This window comes from Streptomyces coryli (assembly GCF_011044975.1).
Lineage (GTDB): Bacteria > Actinomycetota > Actinomycetes > Streptomycetales > Streptomycetaceae > Streptomyces > Streptomyces coryli.
Genome location: NZ_JAAKZV010000135.1, coordinates 1 through 21,550, shown reverse-complemented (window position 1 = coordinate 21,550; position 21,550 = coordinate 1). Strand labels below are relative to the sequence as shown.

The following is a 21,550-nucleotide window of genomic DNA, read 5'->3' as shown; positions in this document are numbered from 1 at the left end:
TGGGTGGGAAGAGCCCCCCGGCGCGCAGCGCCGGAAACCCGCAGCGCGACCGGCAGCCGCCCGCCCACCCGTCAGGTCACACCAGCCGTCGCGCCGTAGCCCACCGCGTCAACTCATGCCGGTTGGAAAGCTGCAGCTTCCTCAGCACCGCCGACACATGCGACTCCACCGTCTTCACCGAGATGTACAGCTGCTTCGCGACCTCCTTGTACGCATACCCCCGCGCGATCAGCCGCAGCACCTCCCGCTCCCGCTGCGTCAGCCGGTCCAGATCCTCGTCCACCGGCGGCGCGTCCGTGGACGCGAAGGCGTCCAGCACGAACCCCGCCAGCCGCGGCGAGAAGACCGCGTCACCGTCCGAGACCCGGAAGATCGCCCCCACCAGATCCGTCCCCGTGATCGTCTTGGTGACGTACCCGCGCGCCCCACCCCGGATGACCCCGATGACATCCTCCGCCGCATCCGACACCGACAGCGCCAGGAACCGCACCGGGCGTTCCGCATCCGCCATCAGCGCCGCACACCGCCGCAGCACCTCGACCCCACCGCCACCCGGCAGATGCACGTCGAGCAGCACGACCTCCGGCCGCGTGGCCGTGATGACATTGACCGCCTGGTCGACGTCACCCGCCTCGCCGACCACATCGACGCCCGTCGTCTCCGTGACGCCGATCTCCGCCTGCACCCCGGCCCGGAACATCCGGTGGTCGTCGACGAGCACGACCCGCACCTGGCGCTTGCCCTCGCCCTCGCTCGGCGAGACCTCAGCAACCTCGTCGCTCATGTCGCGACCCTCTCCATCTGAAGCTCCACTTCCGTGCCGCCGTCCGGCACGGCCCGCAGGCGGGCGGTGCCGCCGTTGCGTTCCATCCTGCCGATGATGGACTCGCGTACACCCATTCTGTCGGCAGGTACCGCATCCAGGTCGAAGCCCGGACCCCGGTCCCGTACGGAGATGAAGACCGTCCGCCCCTCGACCTCCGCGAAAACCTGCACCGGGCCGCCGTCGCCACCGTACTTCGCGGCGTTCACCATTGCCTCGCGCGCGGCCTGAAGCTGTGCGGCCAGCGCCTCGTCGAGCTCGCAGTCGCCGACGCAGACGACTTCCACCGGCACCCCGTGATAGTCCTCCACCTCGGCCGCGGTCTTACGGACCGCGTCGGCCAGCTTCTCCGGCTCGTCCGCCTCCTCCTTGCCGGTGCCCTCGGGCTTGTAGAGCCACGCCCGCAGCTCGCGCTCCTGGGCGCGGGCCAGCTTGCGGACCTCGCCGGGCTCGTCGGCGTTGCGCTGGATCAGGGTCAGGGTGTGCAGCACCGAGTCGTGCACATGCGCCGCGACCTCCGCGCGCTCCTGGGCGCGGATGCGCATCGTGCGCTCCTCCGAGAGGTCCTGCACCATGCGTACGAGCCAGGGCCCGGCGAGCAGCGCCGTGCCGACCAGCACGGCCAGGGACGCCTGCAGCACGGAGGCGAGGTGCCGGGTGGAGCCCTGGATGATGAAGATGGCCGAGACGCCCGCCAGCGTCAGCGCGACGCCGGCCGCGCCGCGGGCGAGCGGGATCAGCCGGCGGCGGCGGGAGACCTCGGCCCAGTGGGCGCGGCGGGCGTTGTCGGCCTGCCGCCAGACGAGCGCGACGCCGGCGGCGACCAGCAGCAGCGGCCAGACGACCGCGTTCGTACGGCCTAGGTCGAGGCCGCCGATGAAGATCCCGGCTCCGATGATCATCGCGATCATCGCGAGCACCTGGCCCCGGTCGGGCCGCCGCAGCCGCTTGCGGACGCCGGGCGTAACAGCCGCCGTCTCGACGCCGCCCTGCCCGAGCGGCACCACGAACCAGAACACCGCGTACAGCAGCAGCCCGAGCCCGTCGGTCATGCACAGCACGATGAAGACGATCCGCACCCACGACACCGGCACCCCGAGGTGCCCGGCGAGCCCGCGCGCCACGCCGCCCAGCATGCGGCCGTCGGCGCTGCGGTACAGCTTCCGCGGGGCGGTCTCGGCGGCGGCGGTCGGGGCGTGGGCGGTCATGCCACTGATAGTCACACGGGTGGGGGCGTCCGGGCATCAGGGCTGAGCCCCTAAGGAGCCCTGAGACACCCGCGGCAAAGTCAGGGGCACCTCCGGGTCGTGGCCGATACCGCCCGGCCGTCCGCTGCCTCACCATAGAGAGCATGACCAGCACTACGCCGTCGGCGCCCCCCGAGGACGCGACCGAAGCCGAGCAGGCCGCCCCGGCCGGGCTCGAGCGGCGGCGTGCCCCGAACCGGACGTTCGGCGGGGTCTGCGGCGGCCTCGGCCGCTATTACGACCTGGACCCGCTGATCTTCCGCGTGGTCCTCGGCGTCCTCGCCATCACCGGCGGGCTCGGGCTCGTCGCGTACGGGATCCTCTGGCTGGTGCTGCCGCTGGAGGGCGACCGCGAGAACGAGGCGCGCCGGCTGCTCTCGGGGCGCGTCGAGGGCCAGGCCCTGACCGCCCTCCTCTTCATGGTGGTCGGCTGCGGGCTCTTCCTGTCGATGCTGAACCGCGGCGGCGTGCTCACCTTCGCCGCGATGCTCGCCCTGGTCACCGCCGGCGCCGCGTACTGGTCGCGGCACCGCCGCGAGACCGAGACCGGCGAGATCCCCACCGACGAGGCCACCGCGCACGCGGTCGCCGACGCCCCGCCCGAGACGGCGCCACCGCCCGTACCGAAGTCGCCGTCGTGGTGGCGCGACCCGCTGACCAAGGACGGCACCACCGGCTACCTCTGGGGCCCGGACGACGACGCCTCGGTCGCCGCCGCGTCCAGGTGGCCGTCCTTCTCGAAGCTGCGCCCGGCGGCCCGTAACGCCGCCGACCGCGGCCCCGCCGGCATCGGCGGCTGGACCTTCCTCGCCGCGCTCGTCATCGGCGCCGCCGCCGGCGCGATCGCCTGGGAGTCGGAGCCGCAGCCCACCGCGCTCGCCATCGGCCTCGCCACCGCGCTCGGCGTCTTCGGCCTCGGCTTCGTCATCAGCGCCTGGTACGGGCGCACCGGCGGCGGCACGGTCGTCTGGGCGCTGATCACCACGGCGCTGCTGGCGGGCACGCTGGCGCTGCCGAACGGCGTCAAGGCGGAGTGGCTGCGCGAGACCTGGCGCCCGGCCGCGGCGGCGGATGTGCACGAGTCCTACGAACTCGGCACCGGCGAGGGCCGGCTCGACCTGTCCGCGCTGGAGCTGAAGAAGGGCGAGTCGGTGCCCGACATCAAGGCGGAGGTGGGCGCGGGCCGGCTGCACGTGATCGTGCCCGACGACATGCGGATCGAGGTCCGCGCCGATGTCGGCGTCGGCGACCTCCAGCTCCCGCTGGACACCGACAAGAACGTCGACGTCCGCCCGGACCAGAAGGAACAGCTCACGATCCACCCTCGCGACGGCGGCAAGCCGCGCGGCACCCTGAACCTCGACCTGGAGGTCGGCGTGGGACAGCTGGAGGTGGACCGTGCGACGCCAACGCCATGACTTCGAACCCGCCAAGCTCATCGCGGGCCTCGTCCTGCTCACGGCGGCCGCCCTGTACGCGGCCGCCGCAACCGGCGACCTGCCCCTCCCTTACTGGTGGCTACTCCCCCTCTGCGTAGCCCTGGGCCTCGCCCTGGCCGGCCTGGTAGCCGCAGTCACCTACGCCGCCGGCCGCACCCGCCGCCGCCTCGCCGACGCCGCAGCCACCCACGACCCCATCCCACCCCCGGACACCCTCCCGGCCATGCCCATGGACCAACTACGCGGCGAATACAACCGCCTTGGCACCGACGAGGCGCGGTCCGGGCCCGGCGATCAGCCCCGCGACGGCCAGGGCTAACCGAACAGTTGCTGGCCATATCGGCGGCGACGGAGGCGTAGCAGGGCATCGAGGGACAAATACGGCGCCCCCGCGAGGATCAGCGGGAGCCAGGCCATCAGGTAGATGAGGTCGTTGCCGTAGTAGTACGGCTCGACGGCCCAGCTCACCGTGAGCCAGAGCGACAGCGAGATCAGGGCGCCGCCCGCCGCCGCCACCCGGGCGAGGAGGCCGAGGAGGGTGCCGATGCCGACGGCCAGTTCGCCGAGGAGGATCATCCAGCCGACCGCCTGCGGGTTCTTCTGGGCGAGGTCGATCATGCCCTGGATGGCGGCGGTCTTCTCGATGTTGTCGAGTTGTTCGGCGAGGGAGCCGGGGCCGCGTTCGTCGAGGAAGGCCTTGTCGGTGAGTTTGTCGAGGCCGGCGTAGATGAAGGTGATGCCGAGGAAGAGGCGCAGGGGCAGCAGCGCGAAGGCGCTGCCCTGGGCCCGGAGGCGGCCGCCCGGGCCGGATCCGGGGAGTGGATCGCCTCCGAGGGGGCCGGAGCCGCCGATGCCGACTGTCCGATCCGCGTGGGTCATGGTGCCGCCTCTCCCGTCGCCGTCCCGCTCGGACATTGTTTCGCCTGCGGGGAGGGGTACGTAAGACCGGCGCCGAAGCGTTCAGTCGCGGGGATCCCGCGTTTCAGTCGACGATGTCGAGTTCCACCGCGTTGGAGCGCGCACCGGAAGCCGTGATCACCAGGACCTTCACCCGGCCCGGCTCGACCTCCGCGGGGACCGGCACGGTCAGCCGGGTGTCCGACGGGTTCGCGAAGCCGCCGGCCACCGGGATCAGCGGCACGTGGACGTCGACCCCGCCGATCCGTACGACCGTCCGCGCCAGCTGCGCGGGGCTGGTGGCGCCCGGCGGGACGAAGGCGGTGCCGCGGACCTCGATGTCGTCGCCGTTACGGACCGGCGCGTGCAGATCGCCGGCCTCCCGGGCGCGCACCACCGAGAGCACCTTCGGGCGCCCGCCCTCCATGACCTTGCCGATGAGATACGCGACCGCCCCGACGCACACGACGCCCGCGAGCCCCCACGGCACGTGCGGCGGCTCGGCGGGCGCGCGGCCGAGGGCCACGGCGGCGTAGAGCAGGACGGCGGCCGAGACGAGCGCGTACGCGGCGTCGAGGAAGCTGCCGCGCCCGGAGTCGTCGGTGAGCAGGTCGGCGGCGCGCGGCCGGTCCGCGGCCACCTTCTGCAGATGGTGCTCCCGCAGCCGTACGGCCACCACACCCCGCGCGAGCACCGCGACGCCGCAGGTCACGGCCAGCACGGTGACGAACCCGCCGAGCCGGCCGCCGCTCGCCCCGGACGCGCCGAAGGCGTGCGCGAAGCCCGCCTGCAGCACGGCGAAGGCGGCGAAGACCACCCACCCCCCGGCCACCGCCCGCGACGTGGACAGCCGCCCGTCCTCGCCGACCAGCGGCGCGATCACCCCGCCCCGCTCCCGGTGCAGCCAGGCGGCGCCGGCAAGCAGGCCGCCGGTGACGGCCCCGGCGACAACCGCCGCGGTGCGGGCGGCGGTCCAGCCGGCGCCGATCGCGGTGAGGCCCGCGATCAGGACCAGAACCACGTATCCGGCGCCGACCACGATCGCAGTCCGCGGCCACAGCCCGCGCAGCCAGTCCTCGCCCGCCGCACGCGCCTTCGCGGCGAGCTCGTCCGCGGAGCGGGTCAGCTCGTCGGAGATCCACTGCCGGGAGGCGCCGGCGGAGTGCGCGACGCCGTCGGGCACGCCCTCGCCCGCGGCGAAGCCGTCCCGCTGCCGTGCGAAGTCCTCAGCGGGCCCGCCGCTCTTGCCCGGCTCTCCGTGCTCCTCGGGCATCGCCTCCACCGCCACGTTGCAACGCCACCCCACCCGATCGTCCACGCCAGCACTGAACTGTCCATGCGATGAAACGGAATTGTGCCGCACCCGGCCGGGATCGCGTCCGCCGGGTCCGCGGGTTGGACGGTGATTTATTGACATAGAGCTTGATAGTCGCTGGTTACGCCAACGCCGCCACCCGAAAAGGTCGGGCGGCGGCGCATGGTTGACGTCAGCGGAGGGAAGTCACTCCCACTCGATGGTGCCCGGCGGCTTCGACGTCACGTCGAGAACGACGCGGTTGACATCCGCCACCTCATTGGTGATCCGCGTGGAGATCCGCGCCAGCACGTCGTACGGCATCCGCGTCCAGTCCGCCGTCATGGCGTCCTCCGACGAGACCGGGCGCAGCACGATCGGATGGCCGTACGTACGCCCGTCGCCCTGCACGCCGACGCTGCGGACGTCCGCGAGCAGCACGACCGGGCACTGCCAGATCTCGGTGTCCAGGCCGGCCGCGGTCAGCTCCTCGCGGGCGATGGCGTCGGCGTCACGGAGCAGGTCGAGCCGCTCCTTCGTCACCTCGCCGACGATCCGGATGCCGAGCCCCGGCCCGGGGAACGGCTGCCGCTGAACGATCTCGTCCGGCAGGCCGAGCTGCTTGCCGACCATCCGGACCTCGTCCTTGAAGAGCCGCCGCAGCGGCTCGACCAGCTGGAATTCGAGGTCCTCGGGAAGCCCGCCGACATTGTGGTGCGACTTGATGTTGGCCGTGCCGGTACCGCCGCCGGACTCGACCACGTCCGGATAGAGGGTGCCCTGCACCAGGAACTCGACCGGCTGGTCCCCCGGCGCCTCGGCGACGATCTCCGCCTGCGCCTGCTCGAAGACCCGGATGAACTCGCGCCCGATGATCTTCCGCTTCTCCTCGGGGTCGGACACCCCGGCGAGCGCGGACAGGAACCGCTCCTCGGCCTCGACGACCTTCAGCTGCACGCCGGTGGCCGCCACGAAGTCCTTCTCGACCTGCTCCGACTCGCCCTTGCGCATCAGCCCGTGGTCGACGTACACGCAGGTCAGCTGGTCCCCGATGGCCTTCTGGACGAGGGCCGCGGCGACCGCGGAGTCCACGCCGCCGGACAGGCCGCAGATGGCGCGCTTGCTGCCCACCTGCTCGCGGATGGCGGCCACCGACTCCTCGACCACGCTGGCCGTGGTCCAGGTCGGCTTCAGGCCCGCGCCGCGGTAGAGGAAGTGCTCCAGGACCTGCTGGCCGTAGGTCGAGTGCATGACCTCGGGGTGGTGCTGGACGCCGAAGAGCTTCTTGGCGTCGTTCTCGAAGGCGGCCACCGGGACGCCGTCCGTGGCGGCGGTGACGATGAAGCCCTCGGGCGCGGCCGAGCAGGCGTCGCCGTGCGACATCCAGACGTCCTGCTTGACCGGGGTGCCCTCGAAGAGGGTGGAGTCGGGGCGGGAGACGGTCAGCTCGGTACGGCCGTACTCGCGGCTGCCGTCGTTGTCGACCGTGCCGCCGAGGGTCTGCGCCATCAGCTGGAAGCCGTAGCACATGCCGAAGACCGGGACGCCGGCCTCGAAGAGCGCGCGGTCCATGGCCGGGGCACCCTCGGCGTAGACGGAGGAGGGGCCGCCGGACAGGATGATCGCCGCGGGGTTCTTCGCGAGGATCTCGGCCACGGGCATGGTGGACGGCACGATCTCGCTGTAGATACGGGCCTCGCGCACGCGGCGGGCGATGAGCTGCGCGTACTGGGCGCCGAAGTCGACGACGAGAACGGTGTCGGGGGTCTCGGGGGTCGCTGATGCCACTGCGGCGGCCTTCCGGCGGGGTGGATGAGGAGATGTCCTCTGATTCTAATGGCGTGCCACCGTTCACCTTGCCGTGGCATACTTCAGGCGTGATCAAGCGCAGCTTCCTCTTTACCTATGGCACCGGCCCGTCCGGCTGCCATGGTCGCGCTGCGTAGATCCACTCCACGCGACTTCATCAGGCGCCCCGGGCCGGCAAAGGCCCGGGGCGCTTCGCGTTGGCGCCGCAGGGCCGGCCGCTCTCCGGGGATGACATACAGGAGAGAACGAGATGAGCACCACGGCTACCGAGCGGACCGGCGCCCACACCGGCGAGGCGGCGGAACTGATCAGCGGCGCCCGCGAGCGGATCGACGATCTGGACGGGCGGATCATCGCGCTCGTGCAGGAACGGATGGCCGTCTCGGCCCGTATCCAGCAGGCCCGGATCGCCTCGGGCGGGCGGCGGGTGAACCTCTCCCGCGAGATGGAGATCCTCAGCACGTACCGCGACGAGCTCGGGCGCCCCGGGACCGCGCTGGCCATGACGCTGCTGGAGCTGTGCCGCGGGCGCGTGTGACGGCGGCGCGCGCCGTGGGGCCCGCGCGTGCGCTACGGGTGCGCGGGGGCCGACCCCGTTACCGGGTGGGGGTGGCTTCGTTGGACCCGTTGTCCGTGCCGGCCCTGCCCAGTGCGAGGGCGGGCGGGCCCGAGGGGCGATGAGGCGCGTCGGCTGAGCTCATTCCGGCGGTGCGCGTCGTGGGACCTCGCCCCCAGGTGACTGGACAGCAGGGGACAGCAGCCCGGTCACCGCGATGTCGCGGTCGCTCCTGGGGACGCCTTGGAGCGACCGCGACTGTGTCTTTTTACGGGGCCGCGCTGCGCGCGGATATCGCGCCTGCGGCGCTCGGCCTCAAGCGCCGGCCGGGCTTGATTTGGCCTCGGCCTCCGCCGACAGGCTCGATTTCTTTGCCGGCACCTTCGGTACGGGCAGCACCGGCAGTCGCAACGCCCCGTACGCCTCCTTCGGCACCGTCGGCCGCACCGGCTCCACCGCCGCCAGGCGCTCGTACGCCGCCCCCTGCTCCGGACGCCCGTCCGCCTCGCCCTTGTTGGGCCACAGCGACATCGCCCGCTCCGCCTGCGCGGTGATCGTGAGCGACGGGTTCACCCCCAGGTTCGCCGAGACCGCGGAGCCGTCGACCACCGAGATGCCGGGGTGGCCCCACACCCGGTGGTACGGGTCGATGACGCCGCCGTCCGCCGAGTCGCTGATCGGGCAGCCGCCGAGGAAGTGGGCGGTGAGCGGGGAGTTCATGATCTCGCCGATGTTGGTGCCGGCGACGCCGCCGATCGCGTCGGCCAGTTCCTGGGCCGCCGTCGCGCCCTCCGGGATGTGCACGGGGTTCGGTTCGCCGTGCCCCTGCTCGGCGGTGAGCAGGCCCTTGCCGAAGAGGCCGCGCTTCTTCCGGCTCGTATTCAGCGAATTGTCCTTGGTCTGCATCACCAGCGCGATGATGGTGCGCTCGGACCACTTGTTGCTGCCGAGGATGCGCAGCACCGCCAGCGGGTGCCGCAGATAGCCGCGGAAGATGCCCGAAAGCGCGCGCCCCGCCGCCGTCTTGCGCTTGTGGTAGCCCGGTATGCACATCAGCGCCATCAAGTTCGAGCCCTTGCCGTAGCGGACCGGCTCGATGTGCGTGGACTCATTGGGGTGGATGGACGAGGTGATCGCCACGCCCCGCGTAAAGTCCAGCTGCTCGTCCTTGCCGCGCAGCTTCCGCCAGCCGCGCGGGAAGGTGAACGCCCCGGTCAGCGCCTCGGAGTTGGTGCGGGTCAGCTCGCCCAGCTTCGCCGACAGCCGCGGCAGCCGCCCCGTGTCGCGCATCGTGTGCAGCAGCGTCTGCGTCCCGTACGTGCCGGCCGCGACCACCACCTTCTCGGCCCGCAGCGTCGTGCGCTTGCCGCGCTTGCGCTTGTCGGTCGGGACGGTGGTGACGGTGTAGCCGCCGTCCGGGTGCTCGGCCACCTCGCTGACGGTCGTCATCGGCTTGATGACGGCGCCTGCCTGCTCCGCGAGGTAGAGGTAGTTCTCGGTGAGGGTGTTCTTCGCGCCGCGCCGGCAGCCGGTCATGCACTCGCCGCATTCCATGCAGGCCTTACGGGACGGGCCCGCCCCGCCGAAGAACGGGTCCGGGACCTCCTCGCCAGGACCTGCCTTCACACCGTCGGCGTCGTTGCCGTCGCCGTAGAAGACGCCCACCGGCGCCATGTGGAAGGTGTCCCCGCAGCCCATCCGCTCCGCCGCCGCCTTCAGCTCGACGTCGGACGGCGTCATGGCCGGGGTGAGCCGGGCGCCGAGCATCCGCTGGGCCTGCTCGTAGTACGGGGCGAGCTCCTGCTGCCAGTCGGTGATGTGTCCCCACTGGCGGTCGCGGAAGAACGGCTCCGGCGGCACGTACAGGGTGTTGGCGTAGTTGAGCGAGCCGCCGCCCACCCCCGCGCCCGCCAGGATCATGACATTCGACATCAGGTGGATGCGCTGGATCCCGTAGAGCCCGAGCTTCGGCGCCCACAGGTAACTGCGCAGATCCCAGCTGTTCTTGGGCAGCGTCTCCGGGGTGTAGCGGCGGCCGGCCTCCAGGACGGCCACCTTGTACCCCTTCTCGGTCAGGCGCAGCGCGGAAACCGAGCCGCCGAAGCCTGAACCGATGACGATCACGTCGTAGTCGTACACGGGTGTCCCTCCCGGAGCGGACTGGTGCGGATATAGGGGTGGCGGCTCCCGGCGGCTCAGCGGAAGCGCGCCGCCTTGAGCAGGCGCAGGCTGCGGCTCATGAAGGCCGCGTACTTCTCGTCGGTGAAGCCCATCGACGGCGCCATCGGCAAAATGCGCTGTTGCGCGACGGTCTGCGCCTCGGTGTACTTGAGGATCCCCTCGGAGCCGTGTCGCCGCCCGAGCCCGGAGTCGCCCATGCCGCCCATCGGCGACTGCACGCTGCCGTAGGCGGAGGCGTAGCCCTCGTTCACGTTCACCGTGCCGGTCCGCAGCTTGGCGGCGATGGCGCGGCCGCGGCGGCCGTCCTTGGTCCAGACACTCGAATTGAGGCCGTACGGCGTGGCATTGGCACGCGCGACGGCGTCGTCCTCGTCGTGGAAGCGATAGATGGAGACGACGGGTCCGAAGGTCTCCTCCTCGCATACGGACATGGGCGCGTGCACGCCGTCAAGAATCGTCGGCTCGTAGAAGTACGGCCCGAGGTCAGGCCGTTCGCGCCCACCGGCCAGCACCTTGGCGCCCTTGTCGACGGCCTCCTGCACATGCCGCTTGACGGTCTCGATCTGCCGCTCGCCGACGAGCGAGCCCATGTCGGCCCCGTAACCGAGGTGATTGCCGAGCTTGAGCGCCTTGGTCTGCTCGGCGAAGCGGCGCAGGAAGTCGTCCGCGACCGAGTCGTGGACGTACAGCCGCTCGATGGAGATGCACAGCTGCCCGGCGGACGAGAAGCACGCACGGGTCGCGCCCTCCGCCGCCTTGTCGAGGTCGGCGTCCTTGAGCACCAGCATGGCGTTCTTGCCGCCGAGCTCGAGCGATACGCCGACCAGCCGGGCGGCAGCACCCTGGGCGACCTCCCGCCCGGTGCGGGTGGAGCCGGTGAAGGAGACGTAGTCCGCGTGCCGTACGAGCTCGGGCCCGACGACGGGCCCGTCCCCGAGGACGACCTGCCACACGGCCTCCGGCAGCCCGGCCTCGATGAGCTGCTCGCGCGCCCACAGTGCGGTCAGCGCGGTCTCGGTGTCGGGCTTCATCACGACGGCGTTGCCCGCGACGAAGGCGGGGAGGGCGTCGCCGATGGAGAGCTCGAGGGGGTAGTTCCAGGGCGCGATCTGACCGACGACACCGCGCGGGTGGCGCAGCTCGGTGACCTTGGTGAGGGTCGGGATGGCGCCGGTGTGCCGCTTCGGCCCGAGATAGGCCGGCGCCTTACGCCCGTAGTGCCGGGCGGCGACGGCGACGGCCTGCACCTCCTCGTGCGCGTGCAGCCGGGCCTTGCCGGTCTCCAGCTGGATGAGGTCGAGGACCTCGCCCTGCCGCTGCAGCAGCAGATCGTGGAAGCGCAGCAGAATCGCGGCGCGCCTGCGCACCGGCGTGGCGGCCCAGGCCCGCTGGGCCTCCCGCGCCCGCTCGAAGGCGGCGGCGACGTCTTCCGGCGTCGACTCCGGCAGATCGGCGAGCTTCTCTCCGGTGAACGGCGTGTGGTTGGCGGTGGCGCCGGAGCCGGTGACACCGCGGGTGAGCCGGGCGACGACGTCGGGAGTGACGACATCTTGGGCAGTGCGGGTGCCGCCCGCGGGGGCGGCTGCGGTGGGGTTGCCTACGACCTGCGTGTCCGTCATGCAGCCGAGGGTAGGCGTCTCGTGACGCCTTGGGTACCCGCCGGTAACCACTCTTCACGGAATCTGCCAGCAATTGCTGGCAGGTTTGTTCGGTTACGGATGAAGAAAGCGCGTCACGGCGGCCTGTTCGGCCTCGACGGCGACGGAACCGGCCTCCCCGAAGAGATCGATACGGACCGTGCCACCCGGCCGGCTCCAGGTGCCGACGGCAGCCCCGTCAGCGACGACCGCCGCGCGGATCTGGCCCCCGCCCGGCCGGATCCGCCCATCGGCCCCGTTGCGATCGCGATGGCCGAGCCAGTGACCGTCGTACATGGGGAGGAGCCGGACATCGGCCTCGCGGCGCCCCGGCAGCGGATCCGGCGCGACCGGCTCCCAGGCCGCACGAGCCATCGACTTAGGCAGCCCCGACCACACGGCAAAGTCCTCCGCGTCGGCGGGCCCATAGGCACGACCGTAACGCCGGGCCAGCTCCGCAACCGGATCACCCGGCACCGCACCCGCCTCCGGCAACCAGTCACCGAGGGCGACGAACGCCTGCTCACCACCCTTCTCCGGCCCGTGACAGATCAGCCCCGCCAGACAGGCGCGGCTGATGAGATGGATGGCCGCCTGCCCCTTGGCCGGGATGCCAAGACCACGGGTAAGGCGCTCAGTGAGCTCGGCGCGGGTGAGCGGCCCATGCTCCACGACCGCCTTGAGAAGCAGCTGCTCCGCCCGCTCACACAGCGCATCATCGAGACCGAGCTCGCGATAGCGACGAGCATTGGCGGCAATATTGCGCGGCCCATAGAGCCCGAGCAGCCAACGGGCATCCGTAGCCGGCACAAGATGCAACGTGCCCCGCATGAACCACCCACGAAAAACCGACCGCTCCCCCTCCAAAGCAGCAGCAACCTGCCCCCACTCCCGCACCCCCCGAGCCCGCAACCCAAGCGCCGCAGCACCGGCATCCTGCGCCTGCACCGCAAAGACCTGCTCAAGGACATCGACCGGCTCACCAGCCCGAGCCCCCTCACCGACAAGCTGCGCCCGGGCGCGAAGGCGGCGGATACGGACGTCGGCAGACTTGCCGCCGGCGCCGCCCGTCACCCCCGCCCCTTCCGCACGGCATACGCCACCGCTCCCAGCCCCAGCACCCCCGCGCCGACCGCGATGGACGTCCCCGGAAGCGCAAAGGCCAGCACCACGCACCCGACCAGCCCGACCACCGGAATCGCCCGCGGCGGCCGCCCTTCCTCCGCCCCCAGAGTCCACGCCGACGCGTTCGCGATCGCGTAATACACCAGCACCCCGAAGGAGCTGAAGCCGATCGCCCCCCGCACATCCACCGTCGCCGCCACCACCGCGACCACCGCCCCCACAGCCAGCTCCGCCCGATGCGGCACGGCGAAGCGCGGATGCACAGCAGCCAGCCCGCCCGGCAGATGACGGTCGCGAGCCATGGCCAAGGTCGTACGGGAGATGCCAAGAATCAGGCCAAGCAACGCACCCAAAGCGGCGACGGCAGCCCCAACCCGTACCACCGGCGCCAACCACTCCGCCCCCGAAGCCCGAGCCGCATCGGCAAGCGGCGCAGTCGCATCAGCCAGCCGATCAGGCCCGAGCACCGCCAGCACAGCTCCGGCCACGCACGCGTACACGACCAGGGTGAGCCCGAGCGCCAGCGGAATCGCCCGCGGGATCGTACGCCCCGGATCCCGGACTTCCTCCCCCAGAGTCGCGATCCGCGCATACCCCGCGAACGCAAAGAACAGCAACGCCGCAGCCTGCAGCACCCCATGCGGACTCGCCCCGCTACCCGCAGTGAGCCGCCCGGCATCGGCAGCCCCGCCCACCAACGCGCTGACCACCACCGCCACGAGCACCGCAAGCACCACCGCCACGATGACCCGAGTCAGCCACGCGGACTTCTGCACCCCGCGGTAATTGACGGCAGTGAGCGCGACCACAGCAGCGACGGCAACAGCCTGCCGCTGCTCCGGCCACGCATACGCGCCAACAGTCAGCGCCATCGCAGCACAGGACGCAGTCTTGCCCACGACGAAGGCCCACCCAGCCAGGTACCCCCAGAAGTCCCCAAGCCGCTCACGCCCGTAGACATACGTGCCACCGGAAGCGGGATAAAGAGCAGCGAGCCGGGCCGACGAAGTGGCATTGCAATACGCCACAACCGCGGCGACGCCGAGCCCGACAAGCAGCCCGGCCCCAGAGACAGCCGCACCGGCGGCAGGAGCGAGTGCGGCGAAGATGCCGGCGCCGATCATGGACCCCAGCCCGATGACGACAGCGTCACCGGTGCCGAGCCGGCGGGCGAGTTCGTTGTTCGACGCCGCGCTGCTCACGTCCCTGATCCCTTCGGCCGGCCGGTCGGGCGGCCAGTCTAGGCGGGCGAGGTCACCCCACCAGCGCCTCCCTGATCTGCCGCGTCGTAGCGGCAGCAATGCGCGGATTGCCGTCGGCGTAAGCCGTATACGCACTCAACCCCGTCGTCAGCGCCCACCCCCGCCCCCGCAGCCACGTGGCCTCGTCCACCGAGTCCCCGAGCGCCTCCCGGAAGACGGCCCGGCTCGGCCCCGACATCAGCGTGTACGCCATCGTCAGATCACACGCCGGATCCCCGATCCCGAGCCCACCGAAGTCGATGACGGCGCTGAGCCGCCCGTCCACCGTCAGCAGATTCCCGGTGTGAAAGTCCCCGTGAAACCACACCGGCGCCCGCCCCCACCCGGGCGCGCCGAGCGCGGCATCCCACAACTCCCGCAGCGCACCCGCGTCGAAGTCTCCGCTCACCTTCTCGATCGCCGCCCGCGTCGAGGCATTCCGCTCGGCCAGCGAGCTGCCGGCGAGGTCCGTACGACCGTCCAGCGACCCGCCACCAAGCTCCGTACGACCGCCCAGCTCCCCCACCCACTCCGGCGCAAACCCCTGCAACGCGACCAGGAACTCCGCCAACTCAACCGCCGTCTCCACCGACTCCCCCAGCGCCTCGACGGTAGCCACCCCACCCTCCAGCCACCGGGACACCGCCCACGCCCACGGATACCCGAAATCCGGCTCCCCCACCGCCACCGGCACCGGGACGGCCAGCGGCAGGTGCGGCGCGAGCCGCGGCAGCCACTCGAGCTCCTTCCTGGCCTGCCCGATGGCCCCGTCGTGGCGCGGCAGCCGTACCGAAAGCTCCGCGCCCAGCCGGTAGATGACATGGTCGGAGCCGCCCGGCCGCACCCGCCGCAGCGGAAGCCCGGCCCACCGCGGGAACTGCGTATCGACAAGTCGTCGCGCCAGGGCGCCATCAATCTCGGGTCGCATCACCCGATCTTGCGATACGTATTCGTCGCCTGCTCGAAGAGTACGGAGATTTCCTTGCGCTCGGACTCCGGCCCGAGCACCTGCACCACGTGATAGCGCCCGTCGAGGATCATCGCGGCGTTACGGGCGTACACGGCCCGCCCGCTGCTGTCCTTCCAGGTGAACTCGCCGACCGCCGAGGCCCGTTCGCCGACGTCGATGCGGCGCAGCCCGGAGGCCGTGGACCAGTCCGAGGAGTCCCGGTAGGCCGCCAGCTCCGGCTCGCGGTCCTGCTGGTACGCCATCGGGTCCTTGCCGTACTTCGCGACCGTGTCCCGGCCGGGGACCACGACCAGCTCGTAGTCGCCGCCGACATACCTGACCTGGCCGCGGTCGTTCTCGCCGAGGCGGCGCCAGTCCTTGTCGACCGCGAGCTCGAAGCCCGCGCGGTCCTTGCGCAGCTCGAAGCCCTTGGGCAGGTCGGCGGGGTCGGGGCCGGTGGGCGACTGCTGCGCGGACTTGCCGCCGTCGTCGTCCTTTTTGCCCTCGTCCTCGCCCTCGCCGGGCGCCGCCGCCGGCGGCTCGGCGGCCGACGCGGACTCCCGCGCGCCGCCGATCGCGCCGCGGCGCTGCTCGCCCGCGGACCCGTTCTCGCCGGCCTTGGGCATGAACGCCACGGCGTACGCGATCACCGCCGCCATCGCCAGGAAGACCAGCGCGATGAGCGTACGGCCGAGGCTGCGCGGCCCGCGACCGCGCTTCTTCTTCTCCCGCTCACCACCGCCGCGCCGGTGCTTGCCGTGCAACGGCACCGGCGCCTCACTGCGCCGCCGCCGCACCAGCTCGCCGCGGCGGCGCAGCACCGGCAGCCGCCGCGGATCGGAACGCCCCGCGCCGAGGGCGGCGCCGGGACGGCGCCCAGGGCCGACGGTGGGCACGGTGACCGTACGGGACCCGATCTCCGGCTCGGGCGCGGTACGGATCAACGACCGCAGCCAGCCCCGCAATTCCTCGAAGTCCGGCCGCTCGGTGGGATCCTGCCGCAACAGCGACTCGACCACGGGCCGCAGCGCCCCGCACTCCTCGGCGACGGCCGGCGGCTCGGAGCACACCATCTGCACCAGCTCGCCGACATTCTCCTCGGGATAAGCCGAATGCCCCTGCACAGCCCGAAAAAGCAACGCCCCGAGCGCCCACAGATCAGCCGCAGGCCCCACCGGCGGCGCCAACTGCCAATGCTCATGCACCGTCCCGGCCTGCTCCGGCGCCCACCGCTCGGTGACAGCCCCGACCATGGTCATCCGCGCATGCCGAGCCCGCTCGGCGGCGAGACGGGTGGTGGGACCGCGGTAGGCGTGGGGGGCATCGTCCTCGAAGTCGGCATAAGCGTCGGGCTGGGGAGCAGCCGGTTGCCCGGCAGCGTCCGGCGACCCTTTGGTCAGGCCGGAGGACCCGAGCGCACCGCCCGGCAGCGGCACCGCGATGGATGCATCGGGGCGCGCACCGGGGAGACTGCCGCCGTACGTGGCCTCGCCGGGCCCGGGGGCACCTTCGGAGTGGCGGTCGCCGGCTTCGTGGCCGCCGGAACGGCCGTAGTCGCCACCGTCGCCCACCCCGGCACCCCGGTCAGCGCCGATCTGATCCGCATACTCGGGTCCGGCGACCACCCGGGCCGCTTCCTGCGCGCGAGCGCGCGCCCGCTGCATCGCGGCCGCCACCGACCCGGCCCGCCCGGGGCCATAGCCTTCGTCGGCGTGGCCGTGCGCCGCAACTCCGCCGTGCGATCGCGCCTCACCGCCCATCGCGGACTCCGGCCAGCCGGATCGCCGGCCCGGCGGAGCAGCACCCCGCTGCGGCGGTACGCCACCGCCCGGCCCGCCCCTGGCCGCGGCACCCGTACCCAAGCCGCCCGGTGGTACGACATAGTCATCCTGCGGGCGGGCATTGCCACCGCCGTCATGGGCGCTACCCGCGCCCTCCCGCGACGCCGCGATCTCCGGGCGCGCGGGCAGGAATCCGGAGCCCGGCACCGGCACCGGATCCGGCAGCCGCGGCAGCCTCCCGCCCTGTGCTAAAGCCCGGCCGCCGCCCCGTCGCCGCCGCGCGGAATTCCCACCGCCCGCGCTGCCCGGGTACCCCGCCTCCGGCGGCGGCCCCGGACTCCCCGTCGGACGTGGTGCCTCACCCCATCCCGGCGGCGGGGGCAGCGGGTCGAAGCCGCACAGGGCTTCCTCCGCCGCGCCCGACGCGAGTCCGGTGAGGACGATGCGTCCGTCCTCGCAGACCAGGACGGTCCGCGGGGTGATGTTCCGGTGCGCCCAGCCGTGCGCGTGCAGGGCGCGCAGCGCCGTGAGGATGTCGGCGGCGACCTCGGCGCCGCGATACGGGCTCAGCGGGCGCTCGCGCAGCAGCGCGGCGAGCGGCCGCGCCGGCACCAGTTCGCTGACCACCCACAGACTGCCGTCCTCCGCGAAGACGTCGAAGACCTGGTCGAGACGCGGATGGTCGGGTATCGCCGCCGCCGCGCGGGCCGCGTCCAGCGCCCGCTGCACGACCGCGTCCACCCCGTCGTCCGCGCGCCCGGCCGCCGCCGGACCCACCGAGTCCTCGATCAGCTCCGCGTCCACCACCTCGGGCAGCGGCACCTGCCGCACCAGGACCTCCTGGCCACTCGCGGTGTCCAGGGCACGGGTCTCGACGAGCTCCTCCTCGTCGGACGCGGGCAACGGCAGGCGGTAGCGGCCGGCGAGCACCCGACCCGCGTAGTCGTCCACAGCGCCTCCCCACAGGGCATGCAGAGCGTGCCGGAAATCAGAAGGTGGTCAAGAATATTCTGGATGGAAGCGCGTCAAATACGGTCAGATTGACGCGCATTGCGGATGCGTACCGTCCGCGGACTATCACCATACGTGCTCACCCGGGCCCATGAGCCCCGTACTGCAGGACTCCCGGGAACTGGCCGGAAGCGCCCCGTCCGACGGCCCCGGCTCAGTCCACCACCTTGAAGGACGCGAAAGCGGCGTTACGCAGCGTGCGGCACTCCGCACCGTCCCAGCCACCCGCCGGGCAGGTGATCATGATCGCGTAGCCATGCGAATCGTCCACCACGACGCCGCGGTTGAGCACCCGGGTCTTCTGCCCGTACGAGGTGCGCAGGAACTGCCAGTCGGCGACCGACGGATAGCCGCGCCACTCGGTCGCGCCAAGGCTGAGGCGCCGGTACCCGTCGCTCGAACCGCGGACGGCCGGCTCGTTGGCCTTCCACGCCGCGAGCGCGTCACCACCGGGCTTGCCGGTGTAGTCGACCTGGATCCGCGGGAACCGGTCGCCCCCGCTGAAGATCGCGCCGCCGCCCCCCGAGGTCGTCCCCGTGCGCTTCCACCCCTTGGGCAGGGCTATGGAGAAGTGGAACTCCCCAGCAGACACCGTGTGATACCCGGCGGGCACGCCACCCTTGTCCGGCTGCTTCTCGTCCGGCTTCTCGGGCTCCTTCTCCCCTTCACCGGCCCCGGAGCCCTGCCCCTCGCCGCCTTCCCCCTTCTCCTGCTCCTTGTCCTGGTCCTTCTTCTCCCCCTCGCCGGCTCCGGCCGTCGACTTGCCGCCCCCCTGGGCGCCGCCGTCCTTGCCGCCACCGTCACCGCCGCTCAACGCCACGGCCAGCACCGTGCCGAGCACGACCAGCGCCAGCGCCCCCGCGATCACCATCAGCGTCCGCCGCGGCAACGCCGCGACCCGCCGCACCGCAACGGCCCCGAGCGCGGCCGCCCGCTCCCCGGCCCCCGGCCCCGCGGGCCGCGCCGGAGCCGCCGGCCGCGCGGCGGTCTCGGCCGCCGAAGCCGAAGCGGACTCGGCGGCCGGCTCGGCAGCCGCCTCCGCCGCCGGCGCGGGCGGCAGCGGCACCACCTTGGTGGCATCCAGCTCCGCCGCCGGCTCGACGGCCTCCTCGGGCGCGTTCACCGCGTACTCGAGCAGGGCGCGCGCGCCCCGGTCGTCCAGCCGCTGCTCCGGATCCTTGATCAGCAGCCCGTAAATGACCTCGGCCAGCGGCCCGGCATTCTTCGGCGGATCGAAGGCCTTGGTCATCACGGCCGTCAGCGTCGCTATGGCCGACCCGTGGTCGTACGGCGGATGCCCCTCCACCGCGGCGTACAACAGCCCACCCAGCGACCACAGATCCGACGCGGGCCCCGGCCGATGCCCCCGCGCCCGCTCCGGCGAAATATAGGACGGCGCCCCGACGAGCATCCCGGTCGACGTGATCGACGGATCCCCCTCGACCTGAGCAATGCCGAAGTCCGTCAGCACCACCCGACCGTCATCCGAGATAAGGACATTGGACGGCTTCACATCACGGTGCAGAATCCCCTGCGCATGCGCGGCCCGCAGCACATCGAGCACGGCGATGCCCACCTCGGCGGCCCGCCGCGGCGTCAGCGGCCCGTCCTCCCGGGTGACTTCGGCGAGAGACCGGCCCTCGATCAGCTCCATCACGATCCAGGGGCGGTCGTCCTCGTCCACCACGTCATAGACGGTGACGGCACCGGTCGACCGGATCCGGGCGATCGCCTTGGCCTCGCGCAAGGTACGCGTGATGAGCCGCCGCTTCTCCTCGTCATCCACACTCGACGGAAAGCGCAGCTCCTTGACCGCGACGGTCCGGCCCAGCACCTCGTCCCGGGCCCGCCAGACCGTGCCCATGCCGCCACGGCCCAGCACCTCACCCAGCCGATATCTCCCGGCCAGCAGCTTGTCGTTGTCCCCTTCGCCGCCCATGAAACCCCTCTGTAAACCGCCCCCCGGCAGAGCCTCCATTGTGTCCCATGGCACCGACAGCGGAAGCCCCGGGTCCACCGCCCCGTGCCTTGGGACAGACCTGTGACGCATACTCCCCGCATGCCCGTTCCGCAGACTGACGCTCCCCCGCGCACCCCCGTCCTCTCCACCACCGGCATGGCCGCCTCCAGCCACCCCGCGGTCACCTTCGCGGGCGCCTCCGTCCTCGCCGACGGCGGCAACGCCGTCGACGCCGCCCTCGCCATGACCGCCATGTCCTGGCTCGCCCTGCCCGGCATGTGCGGCATCGGCGGCGACGCCTTCGCCGTGGTCCGCGAGCCGGACGGCCGGGTCTGGACGGTGGGCGGCAGCGGATACGGCCCCGACGGCGCCGACTTCACCTTTTATACGGACAAAGGCCTCACGGCAGTCCCGATCTCGGGCCCGCTGTCGGTGGCCGTCCCCGGCGCCCCGGCCGCCCTCGCCGCCCTGCATGCCGAGGGCGCCTCACGTGAGCTGTCCCATCTGTGGGCGGGGGCGGTACGGGCCGCGGAGCGGGGCTTGCCGTGCACGGCCAAGACCCGCGGCGACATCGTGGAGACGGCTGCGGCGCTGAAGGGGGACGCGGAGGCGGCGGGGGTGCTGCTGCCGGGTGGTGAGGCGCCGGCGGTGGGGCAGCGCCTGCCGCAGCCGGCCCTGGCTCGGACGCTGCGGGAGCTGGCGGCTGACCCGGGGGGCTTCTATACGGGCGCCTTCGCCGAGCGAGCGGTGGCTGAACTGCGCGCCATGGGCGCCCCGTTCAGCGGGGAAGAGTGGGCGCTGTGCGGCGAGGTGACGCCGCAGCCGGCCATCACCGGGTCGTACGGCGGCGGCCGCACGATTCACCAGACCCCGCTCCCCACGCCGGGCTGGATGGTGCTGCATCAGGCCGCTCTGCTGAACGGGCGCCTGGGTGACCTCCCTTGGCTGGGTGACGAGGCGATCCACCTGTTCGCGGCTGCGGCGCGACTGTCCTTTGCCGATCGGGTGGAGAGGTGCAGCAGCGATACGGAGGTGTGGCGGGAGGCACTGACGGCGGAGTCGTTGGCGGAGCAGTGGGCTCGTATCTCGTCGGGGGATCTTCCGCGCGGATATGCGGGGGCGGCGGATGGGGACACGACGTACCTGACCGCGGTCGACGCCGAGGGGCGAGCGGTGAGCCTGATCCACTCGCTGGCCTTCACGTTCGGCTCGAAGACGACCCTGCCGGGGACGGGGGTGCTCCTCAACAACCGCCTGGGGCGGGGTGCGTACCTGATCGAAGGGCATCCGAACGCGGTGCAGCCGCGCCGGCGGCCGCTGCACACGCTGAATGCCTGGCTGGTCACGGATGAGGCGGATCGGCTCGAGCATGTTGGCGGCACGCCTGGCGGGGATGGGCAGGTGCAGTGGAATACGCAGTTGCTGTCGCACCTGATCGACCATGGCCTGGATCCCCAGGCGGCGGTGGACGCTCCTCGGTTCACGATCCATCCGGGCAGCGATGCCGATGTCCTCGGCCAGCCGGATGAGCTCCGGGCGGAGTCGCGACTGGGGGCGGAGACCCTGGCGGCGGTGCGGGGTCGGGGGCATGAGGTGCGGG

The 21,550-nt window shown here is 72.2% G+C and carries 16 protein-coding genes; 4 read left to right on the top strand and 12 right to left on the bottom strand.

Annotated features, from left to right (window positions below):
• Positions 1 to 76: 76 nt before the first annotated feature.
• Together G5C51_RS25875 and G5C51_RS25870 are read right to left on the bottom strand one after the other, a co-directional pair.
• Positions 77 to 784, bottom strand: coding sequence for a LuxR C-terminal-related transcriptional regulator (locus tag G5C51_RS25875; RefSeq protein ID WP_165240615.1), 708 nt, complete (start codon positions 782 to 784; stop codon positions 77 to 79).
• Complete coding sequence (locus G5C51_RS25870; RefSeq protein ID WP_165240614.1) at positions 781 to 2,031, bottom strand: ATP-binding protein; 1,251 nt, start codon at positions 2,029 to 2,031, stop codon at positions 781 to 783. Before G5C51_RS25870 ends, G5C51_RS25875 begins: the two co-directional genes overlap by 4 nt.
• 143 nt (positions 2,032 to 2,174) lie before the next feature.
• Here G5C51_RS25870 and G5C51_RS25865 point away from each other — a divergent pair, with 143 nt between their 5' ends.
• Together G5C51_RS25865 and G5C51_RS42590 are read left to right on the top strand one after the other, a co-directional pair.
• The gene (locus G5C51_RS25865) at positions 2,175 to 3,488 is read left to right on the top strand and encodes a PspC domain-containing protein (protein WP_165240613.1); all 1,314 of its coding nucleotides are present in this window, start codon (positions 2,175 to 2,177) and stop codon (positions 3,486 to 3,488) included.
• Positions 3,469 to 3,828: a hypothetical protein gene (locus G5C51_RS42590; protein WP_206314327.1), complete on the top strand. Its 360-nt coding sequence runs from the start codon at positions 3,469 to 3,471 to the stop codon at positions 3,826 to 3,828. The genes G5C51_RS25865 and G5C51_RS42590 overlap by 20 nt, the downstream gene beginning before the upstream one ends.
• Here the strand turns inward: G5C51_RS42590 and G5C51_RS25855 are convergent.
• From G5C51_RS25855 to guaA, 3 genes are all read right to left on the bottom strand, one after another.
• Entirely contained in the window at positions 3,825 to 4,388 is a 564-nt protein-coding gene (locus G5C51_RS25855) for a DoxX family protein (RefSeq protein ID WP_165240612.1), read from the bottom strand. The genes G5C51_RS42590 and G5C51_RS25855 overlap by 4 nt on opposite strands.
• Positions 4,389 to 4,491: 103 nt before the next feature.
• Positions 4,492 to 5,724: a hypothetical protein gene (locus G5C51_RS25850; protein ID WP_420824855.1), complete on the bottom strand. Its 1,233-nt coding sequence runs from the start codon at positions 5,722 to 5,724 to the stop codon at positions 4,492 to 4,494.
• A 183-nt stretch (positions 5,725 to 5,907) separates the two neighbouring features.
• Positions 5,908 to 7,488 carry a glutamine-hydrolyzing GMP synthase gene (gene guaA / locus G5C51_RS25845; RefSeq protein WP_165240611.1) on the bottom strand — a complete coding sequence of 527 codons (1,581 nt, stop codon included), beginning with the start codon at positions 7,486 to 7,488 and terminating at the stop codon, positions 5,908 to 5,910.
• Between the two features lie 271 nt (positions 7,489 to 7,759).
• Here guaA and G5C51_RS25840 point away from each other — a divergent pair, with 271 nt between their 5' ends.
• The gene (locus tag G5C51_RS25840; RefSeq protein ID WP_165240610.1) at positions 7,760 to 8,047 is read left to right on the top strand and encodes a chorismate mutase; all 288 of its coding nucleotides are present in this window, start codon (positions 7,760 to 7,762) and stop codon (positions 8,045 to 8,047) included.
• A gap of 333 nt (positions 8,048 to 8,380) precedes the next feature.
• Here the strand turns inward: G5C51_RS25840 and G5C51_RS25835 are convergent, their stop codons facing one another.
• From G5C51_RS25835 to G5C51_RS25805, 7 genes are all read right to left on the bottom strand, one after another.
• Entirely contained in the window at positions 8,381 to 10,204 is a 1,824-nt protein-coding gene (locus tag G5C51_RS25835) for a GMC oxidoreductase (RefSeq protein ID WP_165240609.1), read from the bottom strand.
• Positions 10,205 to 10,260: 56 nt separating this feature from the next.
• Positions 10,261 to 11,865 carry a succinic semialdehyde dehydrogenase gene (locus G5C51_RS25830; RefSeq protein WP_165240608.1) on the bottom strand — a complete coding sequence of 535 codons (1,605 nt, stop codon included), beginning with the start codon at positions 11,863 to 11,865 and terminating at the stop codon, positions 10,261 to 10,263.
• A gap of 93 nt (positions 11,866 to 11,958) precedes the next feature.
• Positions 11,959 to 12,957, bottom strand: a complete 999-nt coding sequence (locus tag G5C51_RS25825; RefSeq protein WP_165240607.1) for a DNA glycosylase AlkZ-like family protein — start codon at positions 12,955 to 12,957, stop codon at positions 11,959 to 11,961.
• On the bottom strand, positions 12,954 to 14,210 hold the full coding sequence (locus G5C51_RS25820) for an APC family permease (protein ID WP_420824854.1): 1,257 nt from the start codon (positions 14,208 to 14,210) through the stop codon (positions 12,954 to 12,956). The genes G5C51_RS25825 and G5C51_RS25820 overlap by 4 nt, the downstream gene beginning before the upstream one ends.
• A gap of 52 nt (positions 14,211 to 14,262) precedes the next feature.
• A complete protein-coding gene (locus G5C51_RS25815; protein WP_165240606.1) occupies positions 14,263 to 15,177 on the bottom strand; it encodes an aminoglycoside phosphotransferase family protein in 915 nt (304 codons plus the stop codon).
• On the bottom strand, positions 15,177 to 17,930 hold the full coding sequence (locus tag G5C51_RS25810) for a protein kinase (protein WP_165240605.1): 2,754 nt from the start codon (positions 17,928 to 17,930) through the stop codon (positions 15,177 to 15,179). The genes G5C51_RS25815 and G5C51_RS25810 overlap by 1 nt, the downstream gene beginning before the upstream one ends.
• A 214-nt stretch (positions 17,931 to 18,144) precedes the next feature.
• Positions 18,145 to 19,929 (bottom strand): serine/threonine-protein kinase, encoded by a 1,785-nt coding sequence (locus tag G5C51_RS25805; RefSeq protein ID WP_240929919.1) that lies wholly within the window; start codon positions 19,927 to 19,929, stop codon positions 18,145 to 18,147.
• 120 nt (positions 19,930 to 20,049) lie between these two features.
• On the opposite strand from G5C51_RS25805, the gene G5C51_RS25800 reads away from it, so the two are divergent.
• Positions 20,050 to 21,550, top strand: a 1,501-nt coding sequence (locus G5C51_RS25800) for a gamma-glutamyltransferase family protein (protein WP_240929918.1), incomplete at its 3' end; no start/stop codon positions are given.